This window comes from Enhydrobacter sp., from assembly GCF_030246845.1.
Classification (GTDB): domain Bacteria; phylum Pseudomonadota; class Alphaproteobacteria; order Reyranellales; family Reyranellaceae; genus Reyranella.
Genome location: NZ_CP126889.1, coordinates 81,127 through 97,814, shown reverse-complemented (window position 1 = coordinate 97,814; position 16,688 = coordinate 81,127). Strand labels below are relative to the sequence as shown.

At 68.5% G+C, this 16,688-nt stretch carries 19 protein-coding genes; 7 read left to right on the top strand and 12 right to left on the bottom strand.

Translation table 11 applies throughout. The features are described 5' to 3' along the window. Window positions 1–137: 137 nt before the first annotated feature. The 5 genes from OJF58_RS00555 to OJF58_RS00535 all read left to right on the top strand — a co-directional run bounded on the left by OJF58_RS00555 (window position 138) and on the right by OJF58_RS00535 (window position 5,518). On the top strand, window positions 138–1,049 hold the full coding sequence (locus tag OJF58_RS00555) for an alpha/beta fold hydrolase (RefSeq protein ID WP_300781101.1): 912 nt from the start codon (window positions 138–140) through the stop codon (window positions 1,047–1,049). Window positions 1,050–1,140: 91 nt separating this feature from the next. Beyond that, the gene (locus OJF58_RS00550; RefSeq protein WP_300781100.1) at window positions 1,141–1,464 is read left to right on the top strand and encodes a metalloregulator ArsR/SmtB family transcription factor; all 324 of its coding nucleotides are present in this window, start codon (window positions 1,141–1,143) and stop codon (window positions 1,462–1,464) included. A gap of 60 nt (window positions 1,465–1,524) precedes the next feature. Next, a complete protein-coding gene (locus OJF58_RS00545; protein ID WP_300785123.1) occupies window positions 1,525–2,895 on the top strand; it encodes an FAD-dependent oxidoreductase in 1,371 nt (456 codons plus the stop codon). 168 nt (window positions 2,896–3,063) lie between these two features. Beyond that, window positions 3,064–4,233: an MFS transporter gene (locus tag OJF58_RS00540; RefSeq protein ID WP_300781099.1), complete on the top strand. Its 1,170-nt coding sequence runs from the start codon at window positions 3,064–3,066 to the stop codon at window positions 4,231–4,233. Further along, window positions 4,223–5,518: an MFS transporter gene (locus OJF58_RS00535; RefSeq protein WP_300781098.1), complete on the top strand. Its 1,296-nt coding sequence runs from the start codon at window positions 4,223–4,225 to the stop codon at window positions 5,516–5,518. Before OJF58_RS00540 ends, OJF58_RS00535 begins: the two co-directional genes overlap by 11 nt. Here OJF58_RS00535 and OJF58_RS00530 read toward each other — a convergent pair. From OJF58_RS00530 to OJF58_RS00480, 12 genes are all read right to left on the bottom strand, one after another. Continuing rightward, window positions 5,472–5,891: a hypothetical protein gene (locus tag OJF58_RS00530; protein ID WP_300781097.1), complete on the bottom strand. Its 420-nt coding sequence runs from the start codon at window positions 5,889–5,891 to the stop codon at window positions 5,472–5,474. The two genes, OJF58_RS00535 and OJF58_RS00530, sit on opposite strands and share 47 nt — an antisense overlap. Before the next feature lie 132 nt (window positions 5,892–6,023). Further along, a complete protein-coding gene (locus OJF58_RS27040) occupies window positions 6,024–6,158 on the bottom strand; it encodes a HepT-like ribonuclease domain-containing protein (RefSeq protein ID WP_366526803.1) in 135 nt (44 codons plus the stop codon). Beyond that, window positions 6,095–6,376, bottom strand: coding sequence for a HepT-like ribonuclease domain-containing protein (locus OJF58_RS00525; protein WP_300781096.1), 282 nt, complete (start codon window positions 6,374–6,376; stop codon window positions 6,095–6,097). Before OJF58_RS00525 ends, OJF58_RS27040 begins: the two co-directional genes overlap by 64 nt. Window position 6,377: 1 nt before the next feature. After that, window positions 6,378–6,692 carry a nucleotidyltransferase domain-containing protein gene (locus OJF58_RS00520; RefSeq protein ID WP_300781095.1) on the bottom strand — a complete coding sequence of 105 codons (315 nt, stop codon included), beginning with the start codon at window positions 6,690–6,692 and terminating at the stop codon, window positions 6,378–6,380. A 199-nt stretch (window positions 6,693–6,891) separates the two neighbouring features. After that, complete coding sequence (gene mnhG, locus OJF58_RS00515; RefSeq protein WP_300781094.1) at window positions 6,892–7,242, bottom strand: monovalent cation/H(+) antiporter subunit G; 351 nt, start codon at window positions 7,240–7,242, stop codon at window positions 6,892–6,894. Then, window positions 7,239–7,517 carry a K+/H+ antiporter subunit F gene (locus OJF58_RS00510; RefSeq protein ID WP_300781093.1) on the bottom strand — a complete coding sequence of 93 codons (279 nt, stop codon included), beginning with the start codon at window positions 7,515–7,517 and terminating at the stop codon, window positions 7,239–7,241. The genes mnhG and OJF58_RS00510 overlap by 4 nt, the downstream gene beginning before the upstream one ends. Next, window positions 7,514–7,999, bottom strand: coding sequence for a Na+/H+ antiporter subunit E (locus OJF58_RS00505; RefSeq protein ID WP_300781092.1), 486 nt, complete (start codon window positions 7,997–7,999; stop codon window positions 7,514–7,516). Before OJF58_RS00505 ends, OJF58_RS00510 begins: the two co-directional genes overlap by 4 nt. Then, entirely contained in the window at window positions 7,996–9,636 is a 1,641-nt protein-coding gene (locus OJF58_RS00500) for a monovalent cation/H+ antiporter subunit D (RefSeq protein ID WP_300781091.1), read from the bottom strand. The genes OJF58_RS00505 and OJF58_RS00500 overlap by 4 nt, the downstream gene beginning before the upstream one ends. After that, window positions 9,633–9,977, bottom strand: coding sequence for a Na+/H+ antiporter subunit C (locus OJF58_RS00495; protein ID WP_300781090.1), 345 nt, complete (start codon window positions 9,975–9,977; stop codon window positions 9,633–9,635). Before OJF58_RS00495 ends, OJF58_RS00500 begins: the two co-directional genes overlap by 4 nt. After that, window positions 9,977–12,859, bottom strand: coding sequence for a monovalent cation/H+ antiporter subunit A (locus tag OJF58_RS00490; RefSeq protein WP_300781089.1), 2,883 nt, complete (start codon window positions 12,857–12,859; stop codon window positions 9,977–9,979). Before OJF58_RS00490 ends, OJF58_RS00495 begins: the two co-directional genes overlap by 1 nt. Window positions 12,860–12,999: 140 nt before the next feature. Beyond that, window positions 13,000–13,419: a hypothetical protein gene (locus tag OJF58_RS00485; RefSeq protein WP_300781088.1), complete on the bottom strand. Its 420-nt coding sequence runs from the start codon at window positions 13,417–13,419 to the stop codon at window positions 13,000–13,002. Window positions 13,420–13,714: 295 nt separating this feature from the next. Next, entirely contained in the window at window positions 13,715–14,716 is a 1,002-nt protein-coding gene (locus OJF58_RS00480) for a hypothetical protein (protein WP_300781087.1), read from the bottom strand. A gap of 172 nt (window positions 14,717–14,888) precedes the next feature. Here OJF58_RS00480 and OJF58_RS00475 point away from each other — a divergent pair, with 172 nt between their 5' ends. Both OJF58_RS00475 and OJF58_RS00470 read left to right on the top strand, forming a co-directional pair. Further along, entirely contained in the window at window positions 14,889–15,212 is a 324-nt protein-coding gene (locus OJF58_RS00475) for a hypothetical protein (RefSeq protein WP_300781086.1), read from the top strand. A 117-nt stretch (window positions 15,213–15,329) separates the two neighbouring features. Beyond that, window positions 15,330–16,682: a glutamine synthetase family protein gene (locus OJF58_RS00470; RefSeq protein WP_300781085.1), complete on the top strand. Its 1,353-nt coding sequence runs from the start codon at window positions 15,330–15,332 to the stop codon at window positions 16,680–16,682. Window positions 16,683–16,688 lie beyond the last annotated feature (6 nt).

Here is a 16,688-nt window from a genome sequence, read left to right as displayed (position 1 = left end):
CGCAAGGCCCGGGCTCTCTCGGTCGCCGCGGCATGCTCCTGGGTGCCGGCGCCACTCTTCTCGCGTCCTGCGCGCGTCCTACGCCGCCGTTTACCGACAGCCGCGGCGAGCGACGGCCGGACAGCATCGCGGAAGAAGTGCTGCTGCCGATGAAGGGCGCACGCGAGTATCTGCTGGTGCGCGGGCTCAACCGCGAGGCGCCGGTCGCCATCTTCCTTCACGGCGGCCCCGGAGGCAGCGAGACAGCGCCAATGCGCTTGTACAACGCACCGCTCGAGGACCATCTGACGATGGCTTATTGGGACCAGCGCGGCACCGGGCGGTCATACGATCCGAATATCCCGCCGGAAACGATGACCATTCCCCAGTTCGTCGACGACCTCGACCAGGTTGTCGACTACTTGCGCAAGCGCCTCGGCCAGCAACGCGTTTGGCTTATTGGCCACTCCTGGGGAAGCGCGCTCGGCATGCTCTATGCCCGTCGGAACGCCGCCAAGGTGGCGGGCTATATCGGCACCGGGCAGGTCGCGTCCAATCCGCAGGACGAGGTACATGCCTATCGATTCGTGCTCGACGAGGCACGACGCCGCGGCGATCGCGCCGCCCTGGCAAGGCTCGGCAAGATAGGTCCGCCGCCTTACACGTTCGATCGCCTGATGGTCCGCGACCGGTTGCTCGAGGAGTATGGCGGCGTCTTCCACCGGCCGCCCGACAAGTGGCGAATTGTGTTCGAAGCGTTGTCCGAGGTGCCGGAGGCGGGAATCGGCGACCTGTACCGGCTCTGGCGGGGGATCGAGTTCTCCCAGCGCGCGCTATGGCCGTCCTTCGCGCGCCTGGATCTGACGGAGACCGTCCCGGCGCTCGACGTTCCCGTGACCTTTGTGCTCGGACGATTCGACCAGAGAACTTCCTCGCCGCTCGCCGTCGCCTATCTCGAGGCGCTCCGAGCCCCGAGCAAGCGCCTCATCTGGCTCGAAAACTCGGCGCACAACGGCCCCTTCGAAGAACCGGCAGCATTTCGCGCGGCGGTCATCGACGCGATCTTCTAGGCTTTTCAGATGGCGGTGTACCCTGATTCATTATTTCAATATTTCTAGAATAATAGTTGATTTCTGCTTCGAGTTCACTAGGTTCACTTCCATGAAGCTCGACCTTGCCGCCGCCCGGCTGGAAGCGCTGGGCAATCCGACCCGGCTCAAGATCTATCGCGCCCTGGTGCGCGCTGGAGAGGAAGGCCTGCCGGTCGGTCGGCTTCAGGAGAAGCTCGACATTGCCGCATCGACCCTCTCCCACCACCTGAAGACTTTGGTGAGCGTGGAGCTGGTGACGCAGACCCGGGAGGGGACGACCCTCATCTGCCATACCAACTACGATCTGATGCGAAAGCTGCTGGAATACCTCGTTGCGGAGTGCTGCGTCGAAGGCTCCGGATGTCCACCCGTCAGATTGCCGAAGGTCGCCTAAAAAAATTTAGCCGCCTATTTCGATGATTGTCGAAAGAGAGGAAGTGCGATGCCCGACTCGATGACCAAGCCCAAGACCATCGTCATTCTGGGCGCCGGCCCTGTCGGCCTTGCGGCGGCTGCCCATGCACTGGAGCGCGGCCTTGAACCGGTGGTCCTCGAGGCGGGACCGCAAGCGGCGCATGCGGTGCGCCAGTGGGGGCATGTCCGGATGTTCTCGCCGTGGCAATACAACATCGACAAGGCGGCAGAGCGCCTGCTCGAGGCGACCGGCTGGAATGCACCCGTCCCCGGCGACTACCCGGACGGCGATGAGCTGGTCGAGCGCTATCTCGAGCCATTGGCGACGCGTACGCCGCTCAAGGATCGCATCCGCACCGGCAGCCTGGTTACCGCCGTGGGTCGTTCTGGCTTCGACAAGATGAAGAGTAATGGGCGTGCGTTCGAACCCTTCACCATCCGCTATCTGAACGGCAAGGGGTCCGAGCAGCTAAAGGCTGATGCTGTGATCGACTCCACCGGCACCTGGTTTTGGCCCAGTCCAGCGGGCGCCGACGGCCTGCCGGCGGTCGGCGAGAAAGAGCTGCATGAGCGTATCGCCTACGGCATGCCGGACGTGCTGGGTCGCGAACGCGCCCGCTATGCCGGCCGCGCGGTCGCCGTGTTGGGCGCGGGTCATTCGGCTGTAGGTGTGCTGATTGATCTTGCGCGCCTCAAGGAAGAGGTGCCGGGCACGCAGATCATGTGGCTGCTGCGCGGCGACAAGCCCGAGAAGGCTTTCGGTGGCGGTGCCAACGACAAGCTCGCCGCGCGCGGCGCCCTTGGCCAAGCGTTCGCCAAGCTTGTGGCAACTGGCGTGATCTGTGTTGAGAGCAGTTTCCGCGTCTCCCATCTCAGCCGTGAAGGAGACAAGATCCGCATTGGCGCCGGTGGCACCTGTTGTGGCCGGCATGTCTTGGCGGACGAGCTGGTGGTGGCTACTGGCTTCCGCCCTGACTTCGACTTCCTGCGCGAGGTGCGGCTGTCGCTCGATCCGGCCGTGGAATGCCCTCCGGCCCTGGCGCCGCTGATCGACCCCAACATCCATAGCTGCGGTACGGTACGGCCGCACGGCGCGCGCGAGCTCGGCCAGCCCGAACCCGGCTTCTACCTCGCCGGCATGAAGAGCTATGGCCGGGCCCCCACCTTCCTGATGATGACGGGCTACGAGCAGGTACGCTCCATCGTCGCCGAGATCGCGGGCGACCATGAGGCCGCCGCAAAGGTCGAGCTGGTGCTGTCCGAGACCGGCGTCTGCTCGGGTCCGGGTCCGTCGCTCGCCGCGAAGGAGAAGGATTGCTGCGGCGGCCCGGCGCCGGCCAAGGCCGAGGGCTGCTGCGTGGCCGATGTCGAGGCGAGGGCCGCAGGCCGCAGCGGCTGCGGCTGCGCCTAGTGGTGGAGTCCCGGATCCATATACCTGGTGTCATCCCGAACGCAGTGAGGGATCTTTCGCGGCGCGAGTTAAGGATCCCTCGCTTTGCTCGGGATGACACAGGAGTATTTGGAGCGTGAGTTGTTTCCTGTCAGTCGAGCGCTCCGACGAGCTCGGAATCGCCCCTCCATGAACAGGAGCCGGTTGTCCACCATCGTCGTGCTGGGTTCGACGCAGACGCTCGCCTGGGCGTCGAGCTACTACCTGCCGGCAGTTCTGGCCGATCCGATCGCGCACGATACCGGCGTCTCGACAAACTGGCTGTTCGGCATCTTTTCCGGAGCCCTGATCATCTCGGCACTGCTCGGGCCGCGCATGGGTCGCATGAGCGACGCCGGCGGCGGCAATCGCATGCTTGCCGGCTCCAACCTCCTGTTCACGGTCGGGCTGGTCTTGCTGGCGTTCGCGCATTCCATGCCGATGCTGGCTGCCGCCTGGCTGGTGCTCGGCGTGGGCATGGGCTTCGGGCTGTACGACGCGGCGTTCGCCGTGCTGGGGCGAATCTATGGCACCAACGCGCGGGGCGCGATCACCGGCATCACCCTGATCGCGGGCTTCGCCAGCACGGTCGGCTGGCCGCTGACGGCGTGGGGTGCCGCCATGATCGGCTGGCGCGACACCTGCCTTGCCTGGGCGGCGCTGCATCTCTTCGTCGCCCTGCCGCTCAATTACTGGGCGCTGCCGCGGCCGACCGTCACCAGCGAGGACAAGAAGACGATGGATCAGCCGGTGCCGATCGATCGGCCCATGATCCTGCTCGGCTTTGCTTTTGCGGCGGCCTGGATCGTGACGGCGGGCATGGCGGCGCACTTTCCCCGCATTCTTGAGGCGACCGGCGCGTCGCAGGCCCAGGCGATCGCCGCCGGCGCGTTGATCGGCCCGGCACAGGTGGGCGCCCGAATGCTGGAGGCCAGCTTCCTGGCGCGCTTCCATCCATTGGTCTCGGCCCGCCTGGCAACGCTCACTCATCCGATCGGGGCCGCCGTCATTCTCGCCGCCGGCGGCGGTGTGGCTGCTAGCGCGTTCGCGGTGCTGCATGGTGCCGGCAACGGCATCATCACCATCGCGCGAGGAACGGTCCCGCTCGCGATCTTCGGTCCGGTCAACTACGGCTATCGTCTCGGCATCTTGGGGATGCCCGCGCGCTTTCTGTCGGCTGCCGCGCCGCTGGGGTTTGCCCTGCTGATCGAGCAGATGGGCACCGGCATCCTCGTCGTCTCCTCGGCGCTCAGCCTCGCCGCCTGCGGCGCGCTCTGCCTGCTCAGACGTCCGGCGGGGGCCGCCGTCCATGCCGATTGACCGCGCCGCCGTGTCCGGGCGGAGGCTCGCGCCGGCGCGGCTGGTGGCGCTCGTCTGCGCCGCCCAGGTGTTCGTGCAGATCGGCGCCTTCTTCTGGCCGGCGCTGCTGCCGCAGATGATGGGGCGCTGGTCGCTCACCAACAGCGAGGCCGGCTGGATCACCTCGGCCTTCTACGCCGCCTACATGCTCGCCGTGCCGGTGCTGGTGACGCTCACCGACCGCGTCGATGCCCGGCGTGTCTATCTGTTCGGTGTCGGCTGCACGGTGCTGGCGCACCTCGCCTTCGGCCTCGCCGCGCACGGCTTCTGGTCGGCGCTGGCGCTGCGCGCGCTCGCCGGCATGGGCTGGGCGGGCACCTACATGACCGGGCTGAAACTGCTCGCCGATCAGGTCGATGGCAGGCTGATGTCGCGCGCCGTCACCGGTCATGCCGCCAGCATCGGCGTCTCGGGTGCGGTCTCGTTCGTGCTGGGCGATTCGATCGCGTCGGTCTTCGGCTGGCAGGCCGCGTTCCTGTTCGCCGGCGGCGCGGCGGCCATCGCCTGGCTCGCCGTCGCCCTCGCGGTGCCGCCGCGTGCGCCGACGCAGGCCGAGGAGAAAGGTGGGACACCGTTCGACTTCCGGCCGGTGCTCGCCAACCGCTCGGCCATGGCCTACGCGTTGGCCTATTGCGTGCACACGCTGGAGATGAACGCGCTGCGCGGCTGGGGCGTGGCCTTCCTCGCCTGGGTTGCGGCCCGTACCGGCGCGGCGGAAGGGATCCTGTCGCCCACCGTCATCGTCACGACGCTGGCGCTGATCGGCACGGCGGCGAGCGTGCTGGGCAACGAGGCGGCGATCCGCTTCGGCCGCCGCCGGCTGGTCGCGGGTGCGATGCTGCTGTCGATCGTGCTGGCGCTGACACTGGCCTCGGTCGGCGCCGCCTCCTACGCGGCAGCGGTCGCCCTGCTGCTGGCCTACGGCGCCGTCGTGTGGCTGGATTCCTCGTCGCTGACCGCGGGCACGGCCGGCACCGCCGACCCGGCGCGCCGCGGCGCCACGCTCGCGGTGCATTCGATGCTGGGCTATGCCGGCGGCTTCATCGGCCCGCTGGCCGTCGGCTGGGCGCTCGACCTTTCGGGCGGCATGTCGCCGCTCGGCTGGGGCATCGCCTTCACGCTGGTCGCGGCCCTGATGGCGCTCGCTCTCGCGACCTTCCTCTACATCCGCCCGCGCGAACTGGTGGGCGACCGGGCCGTCACCGCGCGATGGCGTTCCAGCGGCAGCCGATCTTCGGCTCGGTGACGTTCAGCGTCCGCGGCATCCTCGAGGCGTCGGCAACCACGTCGAGCGTCACGGCGCCGAGGCGGAACTGCGTGGTGTAGATGTTGGGCGAGGTCTGCTTCAGCGTGTCGTTGATGCCGCCCGCCGACCGGATGGTGGCGTCGCTGCCCATGGGCGTGACGGTGTGAACGCGCGACATCGCGGCATCGAGCTGGGTGCAGCCGGCCGGATTGCCCGAGGCCGGCACCAGCCGGAACTCGATCGGCACCCCCTGCGCGAGCTGCGCCGTCTGCCCGCTCTGCGTCGTCGTCTGCGTGCTTTGCGTGCTGGTGCAGGCGGACAGCATGACGGCGGTCGTCGCCGTCGCCAGGATCGTCCGGATCGAAGCCCTCATACCGACCTCCCTCGCTACAGGCGTCGTCACCACGCCCAAGTTTGCGCACACCGACAACTCATTTTAGCAGGTAGTTGCTGCACGTTCAGCGTCGGCGGAGAGCATTCGTAGCTGGCGCCCGCCTGCCTCGGATCACGCATTGCTATCGTCATCGAAAGGAATGAGGCCGGGCAGTATCGCGGTCAACGGATCGAGACGGTCGCTTAGCACCACCCAGACAATGTCGAGGCGAACTTCGGAATAGCCATGGATGAGACGATGGCGCATGCCCGTGATTTCTCGCCAGGGATCTCGGGATGGCTGGCTTTCGTGGTGGCGGAGATCTTCCCGGCTGCCTCGCCGAGAACCTCCAGGGACCGGATGACGGCATTCTGATGGAGTCGGCTCGCAAGGAAGGCCGCTTCGTCGAGCCCTTCGACGAAGGCCTTCGCGTCGCGTACCGCCAGCAGCATATCGAGCAGAAGCGCCGCATCCCGCTCGGGCAAGTCAGCCATAGACTGTTTCGGCTTCTCTCAGGATGGCACGGCGGCGGATGAAGTTGCGACTGGTCTCGATCGCTTCCCGCTCGACGAGATCGACAGGGCGTCCCAGCAGCCTTTCCAGTGCGTCCTTCAAATCGCCGAACGCACCGGGATCGTTCCGGGCGGTGGAGGCGAAGGTCACGAGGAAATCCGCATCGCTGTGCTCCGGGTCGAAATCGACGCCGCGGGCAGCCGAACCGAAGACCTCCAGCCGTGCAACGCCATGGAGGCGGCAGATTGCGGCAAGATCGTCGCGCTTCTCTCCAATGTCAGACCGCATGGTTCACCGGGATCCCTTGGCAATACGGATTCTTATCATGAAACACTCCAATTCCTATGGCCCAGGGAAGCCCGGTTGCGTTCGTGTGGTGCCGAGACGAAAGAACGTCGGACGATTTCCACTTGCACCTTGCGGCCGACGGGCGCCACGGCGCGCTGCAAAGTCTCGATCGTCACATTGCCGTCGGCGGGGCCGGGCACTAGCGACCGTCCGGTGCGGGGTCGGCGCCGGGCGGCCGGGAGCCGTCGCGGAACAGGGCGGCGCGAACCAGGATGACGAGGCCGACGGGCGTCGTCACGGTGATGAAGACGATCACCATCAGCTGATGGATCGCGGGGCGCGTCCCGGTGGCGGTGAAGCAGATCATCGACGCGACGGCGATGCAGACGGTTCCGAGCGTCGTGCCGAGCGTCGGCGCATGGATCCGCTGGTAGAAGCTGTCCAGCCGCACGAGGCCGAGCGTCCCGACCAGGGTGAATGCCGCTCCGACAACCACCAAGACCGACACCAGGATCGTCGCCAAAGCGGACATGTCCGCCGCCTCGTTCATTCGATCACCTCGCCGCGCAGCAGGAACTTCGCCAGCGCAACGGTGCCGACGAAGCCCAGCAGGGCGATCATCAGCGCCGCTTCGTCGTAGACCGGGCTGCCCGAGCGGATGCCGAAGGTCAGGATCAGCAGCATGGCGTTGACGTACAGGCTGTCGAACCCGACGACGCGATCCTGCGCGCGCGGTCCCCGGAGGATCCGGAACGTGGCGCAGGCCATCGCGAGGCCCAGCATCACCTGCGCGGACGCAATCGACCAGAAAAGAACGAGGTTCATGGGAAGATCTCCAGCAGCGAGCGTTCGTAGCGGCCCTTGATGGTGCGGATCCAGGCATCGTGGTCGATCAGGTCGAGCACGTGGATCGTCAGGATCCCCTCCGCCTCGTCGAGGGCGACCCACAAGGTCCCCGGCGTGGCCGTGATGATGCAGGCGAGCGTCGCCAGCCCGTACGGATGGCGCAGCTCGAGCGGGATGCGGACGAAGCCGGACGTCATCCCGCGTCGGCCGCCCAGGATGATGCGGGCCACGGCGAGGTTCGAGCGCACGATGTCGACGAGGACCAGGGCCACGAGACGCAGGATCGCGACGGGTCGCCGGACCCGCCCCTGCGGCACCCGCAATGTCCCGAGCGTCCAGGCTCCGACCGCCGCGACGACGATGCCGAGCAGCACGTGGCCGGGCGAGAGGCTCTGGTTGAGGACCAGCCAAAGGAGCAGAAGGCCCACGGTTGCGAGGGGAAAGCGGAGAAGCCGCATCATCTTCCCTCCGTCGGGCGCGGGGGTCGGTCGGTCGCCGGCGCGAGCACGGCGCGCAGGTAATCGTGAGGCGCATGCAGCGACTGGGCGGCGGCCTCGGCGTAGCGCATGAGCGGCCCGGCGGCGACCGTCTGGGCCGCGCACAGAAGAAGAAGTGCGGCGACCGGAACGATTTCGATCAAACCGACGCGGGGCACCGCCCGGTCCGGCGCCGCCCAGAAGACCCTGATGCCGGCGCGGGTCATGGCGATGAGGCCCGCCAGGCCGGATGTCAGGAGCATGGCCAGAAACGCCCAGGAGGCGAATGGAACGGCGGTGTCCGGCCCGCCCGTGGTGTCGAGCGCGGCCCTGAGAAGGGCGAACTTGGCGACGAAGCCCGAAAGCGGCGGCAGGCCGACGATCACGAGCGCGCAACCGACGAAGGCGAGACCGAGCAGGCCCATCGTGGCGGGGACGGCGATGCCGATCGTGGCTTCCGTCTCGTCGCCCTCGGGAGAATCGTCGTCGCCGTACGCCTCGCGCGTGACGGCGAGCATGTCCGCTCCGGGCTCGCGCCCCCGCTCGACGAGCTCGATCAGCAGGAAGAACGCGGCGATCGCGAGCGTCGAGCTGGCGAGGTAGTAGAGCGCCCCGCCCGTGACGTCGGTCCCTCCCATGCCGATGGCCGCGAGCACCGTGCCGGACGAGACGAGGACGGAGAAGGACGCGAGTCTCGCCATGTCCTGCGACGCCAGGCTGCCGATGGCGCCGAAGGCCACGGTCGCAAGGCCGCCCACCAGCAGCCAGTCGCCGCCGAACTGCGCCAGCGTCCCCGTCTCCGCGCCGGGCAGAAGCAGCCAAAGCCTCAGAACGACGTAGGCGCCGACCTTGGTGAGGATCGCAAAGACGCACGCCACGGGCGGGCTCGCGGCGGCGTAGGTCGACGGCAGCCAGAAGCACAACGGCCACATGCCGGCCTTGACCAGGAAGGCGATGCCCAGGATGCCCGCGCCCGCCTCGAACAGGGCGCGCCTCTCGGCGGGCACCGCGGGGATCCGCGCGGCGATATCCGCCATGTTGAGGGTCCCGGTCACGCCGTAGATCAGGCTGACGCCGACGAGGAACAGCAGCGAGGCCGCGAGATTGACCGCGACATAGTGCAGGCCGGCCCTGATGCGCGCCGGTCCGGAGCCGTGGAGCGCGAGGCCGTAGGAGGCGACCAGCAGGACCTCGAAGAACACGAACAGATTGAACAGGTCGCCGGTCAGGAACGCGCCGTTCAGGCCCATCAGGAGAAACTGGAAGAGCGGATGGAAATGCGGTCCGGCCCGGTGCCAGCGGGCGATCGAGAACACCGCGGCGGCCGCCGCGATCAGGCTCGCCAGCAGCAGCATGAGCGCGGACAGCCGGTCCGCCACGAGGACGATCGCGAACGGTGCCGGCCAGTTGCCGAGCCGATAGACATCCAGCAGCCCGTCGGGCGCCGCATCGGCGCCAATCGCCAGGGCGAGCGCGATACCGACCAGCCCGAACGTGGAGACGAGCCCGATCGCGATCTGATAGGCGCGCTGGCGCTCGCCGCCCACGACCAGCATCGCCGCGCCGGCTACCAGCGGCAGCACCACCGGCGCGACGATCAGGTGGGCGCCGAGACCGTTCACGCCTCGGGCTCCTGGCCGTCCACGTGGTCGGTGCCCGACTGCCCGCGCAAGGCCAGCAGCAGCACCAGGAACAGCGCCGTGGTGGCGAAGCCGATGACGATGGCGGTCAGGATAAGCGCCTGCGGCAAGGGATCGGCGAACCGCGCCGGGTCGCCGACGCCGGGGGCCGGCAGGATCGGCGCCGCTCCCGAGCGCAGCCGGCCCATGGCCAGGATGAACAGGTTCACCGCGTACGACAGCAGCGACAGGCCGATGATGACCTGGAACGTGCGCGGCCGCAGCAGCAGCCAGACGCCCGAGCCCGCGAGCGCGCCGATGCCGATGGCGAGCACGATCTCCATCACGGCGCCTCGGCCATCGGGGCCTCCGCCGCCGCACCGGGCCGGCCACGGGCCGCGCGATGGCTTCGCATCGACTGGTGCGCGATCGCCACGAGCATCAGCACGGTGGCGCCGACGACGAGGAAGAAGACGCCGAAATCGAACAGCAGGGCGCTCGCCAGCGGAACGCTGCCGATCAGCGGCAGGTCGAGATAGGAGAACGACGAGGTCAGGAACGGATGGCCGAACAGCCATGCCGCCATTCCCGTGCCGCCGGCCAGCAGCAGGCCCGCGCCGATCCAGCGCACCGGCAGGATGCGCAGATGCGTCTCAACCCAGGCCGTTCCGCGCGCCATGTACTGGACGATGAAGGCGACCGCCATGGTGATGCCGGCGGCGAAGCCGCCGCCGGGCTGGTCGTGCCCGCGCAGGAGCAGGAAGACGGCGACCGCGGCGATCACCGGGAAGAGCAGCGCCATGATGAATGCCGGCACGACCAGCGCGGCGCCCATGTCCCCGGCGCGCTGCTGCTCGGGAACGGCGAGACTTTCCGGCGCCGGGCGGAAGCGCCGCAGCAGCGCATAGACCGTGAGCGCCACGGCGCCGAGCACCGTGATCTCGCCGAAGGTGTCGAAGCCGCGGAAGTCGACCAGGATGACATTCACGATGTTGGTGCCGCCGCCCCGGACGTAGGCGTTCTCGACGAAGTAGCGCGCGATGCTGTCGGGCGCCGGGTACGTCATCACGAGCCAGGAGAGCGCGGCCAGTCCCGCTCCGGCGGCCACGGCGATGGCGAAGTCGACGGCGCGGTACCACCGGATGCGGCGCGGCGGCGCGATCTGCTCGTCGCGCTTGGGCAGCCACCGCAGGCCGAGCAGGAGCAGCACCGTGGTCACCGTCTCGACGACGAGCTGTGTCAGCGCGAGATCGGGCGCCGACAGCCAGACGAAGCTGAGACAGGTCACGAGGCCCGTGCCGCCGACCAGGACGAGCGCCGCGAGGCGATGGAACTTCGCCAGCCGGGCCGCGGCCAGCGCGCAGACGATCCCGACCGCCCACATCGCCGCGAAGGCGGGATCGAGGCCGGTTGTCGCGGAGCCGGCGGAGACGAGCCCCAGCGTCCAGATCGGGGCCGCCCCGGCCAGCAGCGCGACCGCCGCCAGAAGCCGCAACTGCGGCTGGAGGCGGCGCGTGCCGAGCGTTCGCTCGAGCCCCCGCGCCAGTCGCCACGACACGAACACCAGACCGCGGTCGAACATGCGCTGCCCCCGGATGTGCCGCAGGACGGGCGGCCCGTCGCTGCCGGCGAGGTACGACCGCAGCATGAAGTACAGGCCGGCGCCGCCCGCCATGGCGATGGCGCTCATCAGCAGCTCGGGCGTGAAGCCGTGCCAGACGGCGAGGCTGTAGTGCGGGATCGCCGGCCCCAGGACCGCGCGCACCGCGTTCTCGAGAATGGGCCCGATCGACAGGGCGGGCGCGACTCCGACGATCAGGCAGGCCAGCACCAGGAGCTCGGCCGGAAGCCGCATCAGGACCGGCGGCTCGTGCGGCGTACGCGGAAGATCGGTCGGCGCCGGCCCGAAGAACACGTCCAGGATGAACCGCAGCGAGTAGGCGACCGTGAACATGCTGGCGGCGGTGACGATGTAGGGCAGCATGCGGTCGACCAGCGAATTGTCGTGCATCTCGATCGTCTCGGCGAAGAACATCTCCTTGGACAGGAACCCGTTGAGCAGCGGGACGCCGGCCATGGCCGCCGCCGCCACCATGGCCAGCGTCGCCGTGATCGGCATGAACCGGCGCAGCCCGCTCAGGCGCCGTATGTCGCGCGTGCCGCTTTCGTGGTCGATGATGCCGGCCGCCATGAACAGCGACGCCTTGAACGTGGCGTGGTTCATGATGTGGAAGATCGCGGCCACCTGGCCGAGCGGGCTGTCGAGCCCGGTGAGCAGCGTTATCAACCCGAGATGGCTGATCGTCGAGTAGGCGAGCAGGCCCTTCAGGTCATGCTGGAAGATGGCGAGGAACGCCCCGAGTATGAAGGTGACGAGGCCGGCCGATCCGACCAGCCACAGCCATTCGTTGGTCCCGCCCAGCGCGGGCCACAGCCGGACCAGAAGGAACACGCCGGCCTTCACCATCGTGGCGGAGTGCAGATAGGCCGACACCGGCGTCGGCGCGGCCATCGCCTGCGGCAACCAGAAGTGAAAAGGGAACTGCGCGCTCTTCGTCAAGGCGCCGAGGAGCACGAGGACGAGCGCCGGGACATAGAGGTCGTCGGCGCGAATCAAGGCGCCCGAGGCGAGCACCCGGTCGAGATCGAAGCTGCCGACGATGTGCCCCACGATCAGCACGCCGGCGAAGAGACAGAAGCCGCCCGCCGCCGTGATCGTCAGCGCGATGCGCGCGCCCTCCCGGGCCTGGCCCGACTGATGCCAGTAGCCGATGAGAAGGAACGAGAAGAGGCTGGTCAGCTCCCAGAAGAAGACCAGCTGGATCAGATTGCCCGACAGCGCGATGCCCAGCATCGAGCCCATGAAGGCCAGCAGGTAGGAGAAGAAGCGCGGCACCGGATCGGCCGGCGACATGTAGTAGCGCGCGTAGAGCACGACCAGAAAGCCGATGCCGCTGACCAGCGCGGCGAGCATCCATGCGAGGCCGTCCATGCGCAACGCGAAGGAAAGGCCGAGGCTGGGCGCCCACCCGGCCTCGAAATCGACGATCCCGCCGTCGACGACCTGCGGGTAGCACGCCGCGACGAGGATCAGGTCCGTCAGTGCGATCGCGCCGGCCAGGTATGCTTCCGCATTGCGGGCGTTGGTGCGGAACTGCGCGGCAATGACGCTTCCCGCGAAGGGAAGTGCCACGGCGGCGATCACGAGCACTTCGTAGGACATCATGCGCGTTACCATCCCGAGCCCCGAATTGCCAAGCGACCGGCAGGATCGGGTTCCAGGATCGCTCTCGGCGCTGCCCTGCCCGCTTCGCGTACGGCAGTGTCGTGCCGAGCGAAGCGGAGACGAAGCGGAAGAAGAAAGCTTCAGATCCGCTCGAAGGTGAAGGTGCAGGGGCGTTGCATGGTGCGCTTGCCGATGCCGCGCCGCGCCTCGAAGTGCGCCGGGAAGGAATAGGAGAACGGGCTGCCCTCCACCAGATTGCGCGGCGTGAGATCGGCGGCGCCGGTGAGGCCGCGCACCGAGAAGGTCGCGCTGCCGTCGGCGGCGATGGGGCCACTCACCGTCCACGAGCCCGGCTTGCCCTCGCTGCCGTGCTGGGCGCGGGCGACGCCTCTGGTCACGGTCATGGGATAGTGAATGGTGTAGCCGCGCGCGGTGCCGGAGGCGGGACATTCCTGCGTGACCGACCATTGTCCGTCGAACGCGCTCGTGGACTGCGCCGGCGCGGGCGCCGCGGACGCAACGAGCGGCGCCACGGCGAGCGCGAGATATCGAAGCTTCATGTCGATCTCCCCCAAGGAATGTGCATGGTCCGCCATCGCGAGCGCCTTGCCAATATCGGGCGATCCCCCTTTTGCGCCGGCGAAAACACCGTCCGGTCACTGGTGCGGATCGGAGCGCCCGGTCATGCTGGCCTTGGTGCGGCGGTCCTCGGATGTACAGGCCGTCGCGCCGCTTCATCATATTTCCCTTCGATCGTGACGAGCGATCGACCTGCCCGCCGAGCTCATGCCCGGCGGGCTTTTTTGTCGGGCGTCGCGCCGGCCCGACCGGCTGCGCGACGATGGCGAACCGCCGTCATATGATCAGAGGGCGTGCTCCAGGCTTCAGGAAGCCGAAGGTCGCGAGGCCGAGATTGATCGTCGCCACGCTGCCTACGTGAGCGCCCTTGGCCCTCAGGAAGGCGTCGAGGCCCGCCTTGCCTTTGGCGACGCCCGCCGGGCTCCGTTCGTTGGTCGCCATCAGCAGCGGCAGATCGTGTGCGTTCTCCGCTTCGGCCAGCCCGCGCAGGACGGCCTTCAGGCTGGCCTCGATCCGCTCGTCGCCCCACACCGCATCGAAGGAAGTCGAGATCGCCGTTCGCGGAAAGACGATGAAGCTCACCGGAAAGTTGTTGTCCCACCGCCCCGGACCGAACTTGCGGACGCCGAGGTCGAGACCGACGCGGTGCGAGCACTCGCCGAGCGCATGTTTCCAGCCTCCGACGTCGACGAAGCAGAAGCCGCACTGTCGGTTCTGATCGTGACGGACCGCCAGCCCGAAATCGCCCAGTTGAACGTCGTGCTCGCTGCGCAGGAACCGGTCGAGCGCGCCGAACGCGACTTTCGAGGCATCGACGAAGGAGTTCTGGCGAAAAGCGGTGATCGCGCCCAGCCTGTGCGCGAGATTTCGCGGCGTGGTCGAGACGTAGAAGCCGGGCCTCGGATCGCCGAACTTCGCCTGCTGCACCACGGGAAATTCGGCCGCCAGCTTCGTGTCGCCGTTGGGATGAAGTCCGGGCGCGGTCTGGTCGATCTCGACCAGCTTGCGCACGACGAAGGGATGGCCGGGGGCGGCGCTCGCGACGCCGAACCAGCCCTGCGCGGCGTTGCCGGCGTTTCCCAGCGTGTCGTCGGGATTGAGGCGGAGCGGACCGTAGGCGGTCGGAGAGCCGTCGAAATCGAGGTTCACGTGACCGAAGAACACGAAGGCCAGCGCCTTCTCCGGAGCCGAGTCCAAGGATACCCGTGTGAGAGTCACGTCGGGAAAGTCCCTGCCGTTCCGCCACCCGCGGAAATCCTTGAACAGCAATCTGGACATGGAGCGGCTCCCCCGATCGGTCCGGGCCGGCACCGGCCCGACGGCGCGCGGCCCGGGATCGACGATGATCGGATTTGGCGCCCCTGGAAAGCGACGCCGTGTCGAGCCACATGGAAAGCGTCGCCGGCGGGGCCAGTGTCCGGGCATGCTGCCGGCTCGGAAAGCGAGGGCAATGACGATGCGTCGCGCGTTCGTGTCGGCCGGCGCCTGCCTTGCGCTGGCGTGGGCGGCGCCGTGGCCAGAGGCCTGGGCGCAGACTGGACGACCCGCGTCCGGCCCCTATGTCCCGTCGCCGGTGACCATTCCTTCACCTGTGACGGTGCCCGGGATGCAGCCGCCCGCGGCGTCCGCGCCCAAGCCCGCGCCGGTCGATCCGCCGCCGTCCGCCGGCCCGTCGCAGGCGCCGTTTCGCCAGCCGCCGCTGCCGCCGTCGCCCGGCGCGTGCCGCAGCTATCCCGGTACCATCGCCGGCCAGCCGGCGCTGCCGCCCTGCTGACGCTTCGCCTCGGTCCATCGCCGATTTGAAAACGCCGGTTTGAAAACGCCGGTTTGAAAATGCAGGCGCCGCGCGGTATCGCTGCAACCCCCGAGCGCATCCGCGAAAGGCCGGCCGATGGATCTCAACGCCTTCGAACGCAAGGTCCGCCATGACGGCGTGCGCTTCGTGCGGTTCCTCTATTGCGATCCGGGCGGCATCATCCGCGGCAAGGCGGTGCATGTCGACAAGCTGGTCGAGCGCATGCAGGGCGGCATCGGCCTCACGGTGGCGATGCCGGCGATGAACATGCTCGACCAGCTCCAGCCGGTCGAGGGGCTGGGGCCGGTGGGCGAGATCCGCCTCGTGCCCGATCCCGGGAGCTACGCGCCGCTGCCCTATGCGCCCAGCAGCGCCGGCATGATGGCCGACATGGTGACGCTGGGCCGCAAGCCCTGGGACGCCTGCGCCCGCACCTTCCTGCAGCGCATGATCGGGCGGGCGCGCGAGGCGGGCGTCTCCATCCAGGCGGCCTTCGAGCCGGAATGGACGCTGGCCGTCGCCCGGGAGGACGGCTCGTTCGCGCCCGCCGACCGCAGCCTCTGCTTCAGCACCGTCGGCTGGGAGACCTCGGTCGCGGTGATCGACGACATCGTCGCCGCGCTCGAGGCGCAGGGGATGCCGGTCGAGCAGTTCTATCCCGAGCTCGGCCACGGCCAGCAGGAGCTCAGCATCCGCCACGCCGACGCCCTGCGCGCCGCCGACAACCACGTCCGTTATCGCGACACGGTGCGCGCCGTCGCGCGCAAGCACGGCTTCGTCGCCTCGCTCGCGCCCAAGCCGTTCGTCGACCAGGCCGGCAACGGCTGCCACATCCATCTCAGCGCCTGGGATGCGGACGGGGCGCGCAACCTCATGGCGGCCGAGGGCAAGCCGAACGAGCTGAGCGACTTCGGGCGCCGCTGGATCGCGGGTGTGCTGGCGCATCTGCCGGGGCTGGTGGCGCTCACCGCCGCGAGCTGCAACTCCTACCGGCGGCTCAAGCCGCATATGTGGAGCTCGGCCTTCACCTGCTGGGGCTTCGACAACCGCGAGGCCGCCGTGCGCATCGCCTCGGGCCTGTGGGACGAGGCGACGCCGTCGCTCAACATGGAGCTGAAGCCGTCCGACAACAGCAACAATCCCTATCTCGCGCTCGGCGCCCTGATCGCGGCCGGACTCGACGGCGTGGAGAAGGGGCTCGATCCGGGCAAGCCCGTGACCGTCGATCCCGGCGCGCTGGGCGAGGGCGAGCGCACCGCTCTCGGCATCCGCCGCCTGCCGGAGAGTCTCGCCGCCGCCCTCGAGGCGCTCGAGCACGACGCGGTGCTGATGGGGGCGCTGGGCGATCTGCTGGGCCGCACCTTCCTCGCCGTGAAGCGCTCCGAGGCGAAGGCCTTCGCCGCCCAGGACCAGGCCTTCGAGCTCGCGCAGCATTTCTACAAGTTCTGACACGGA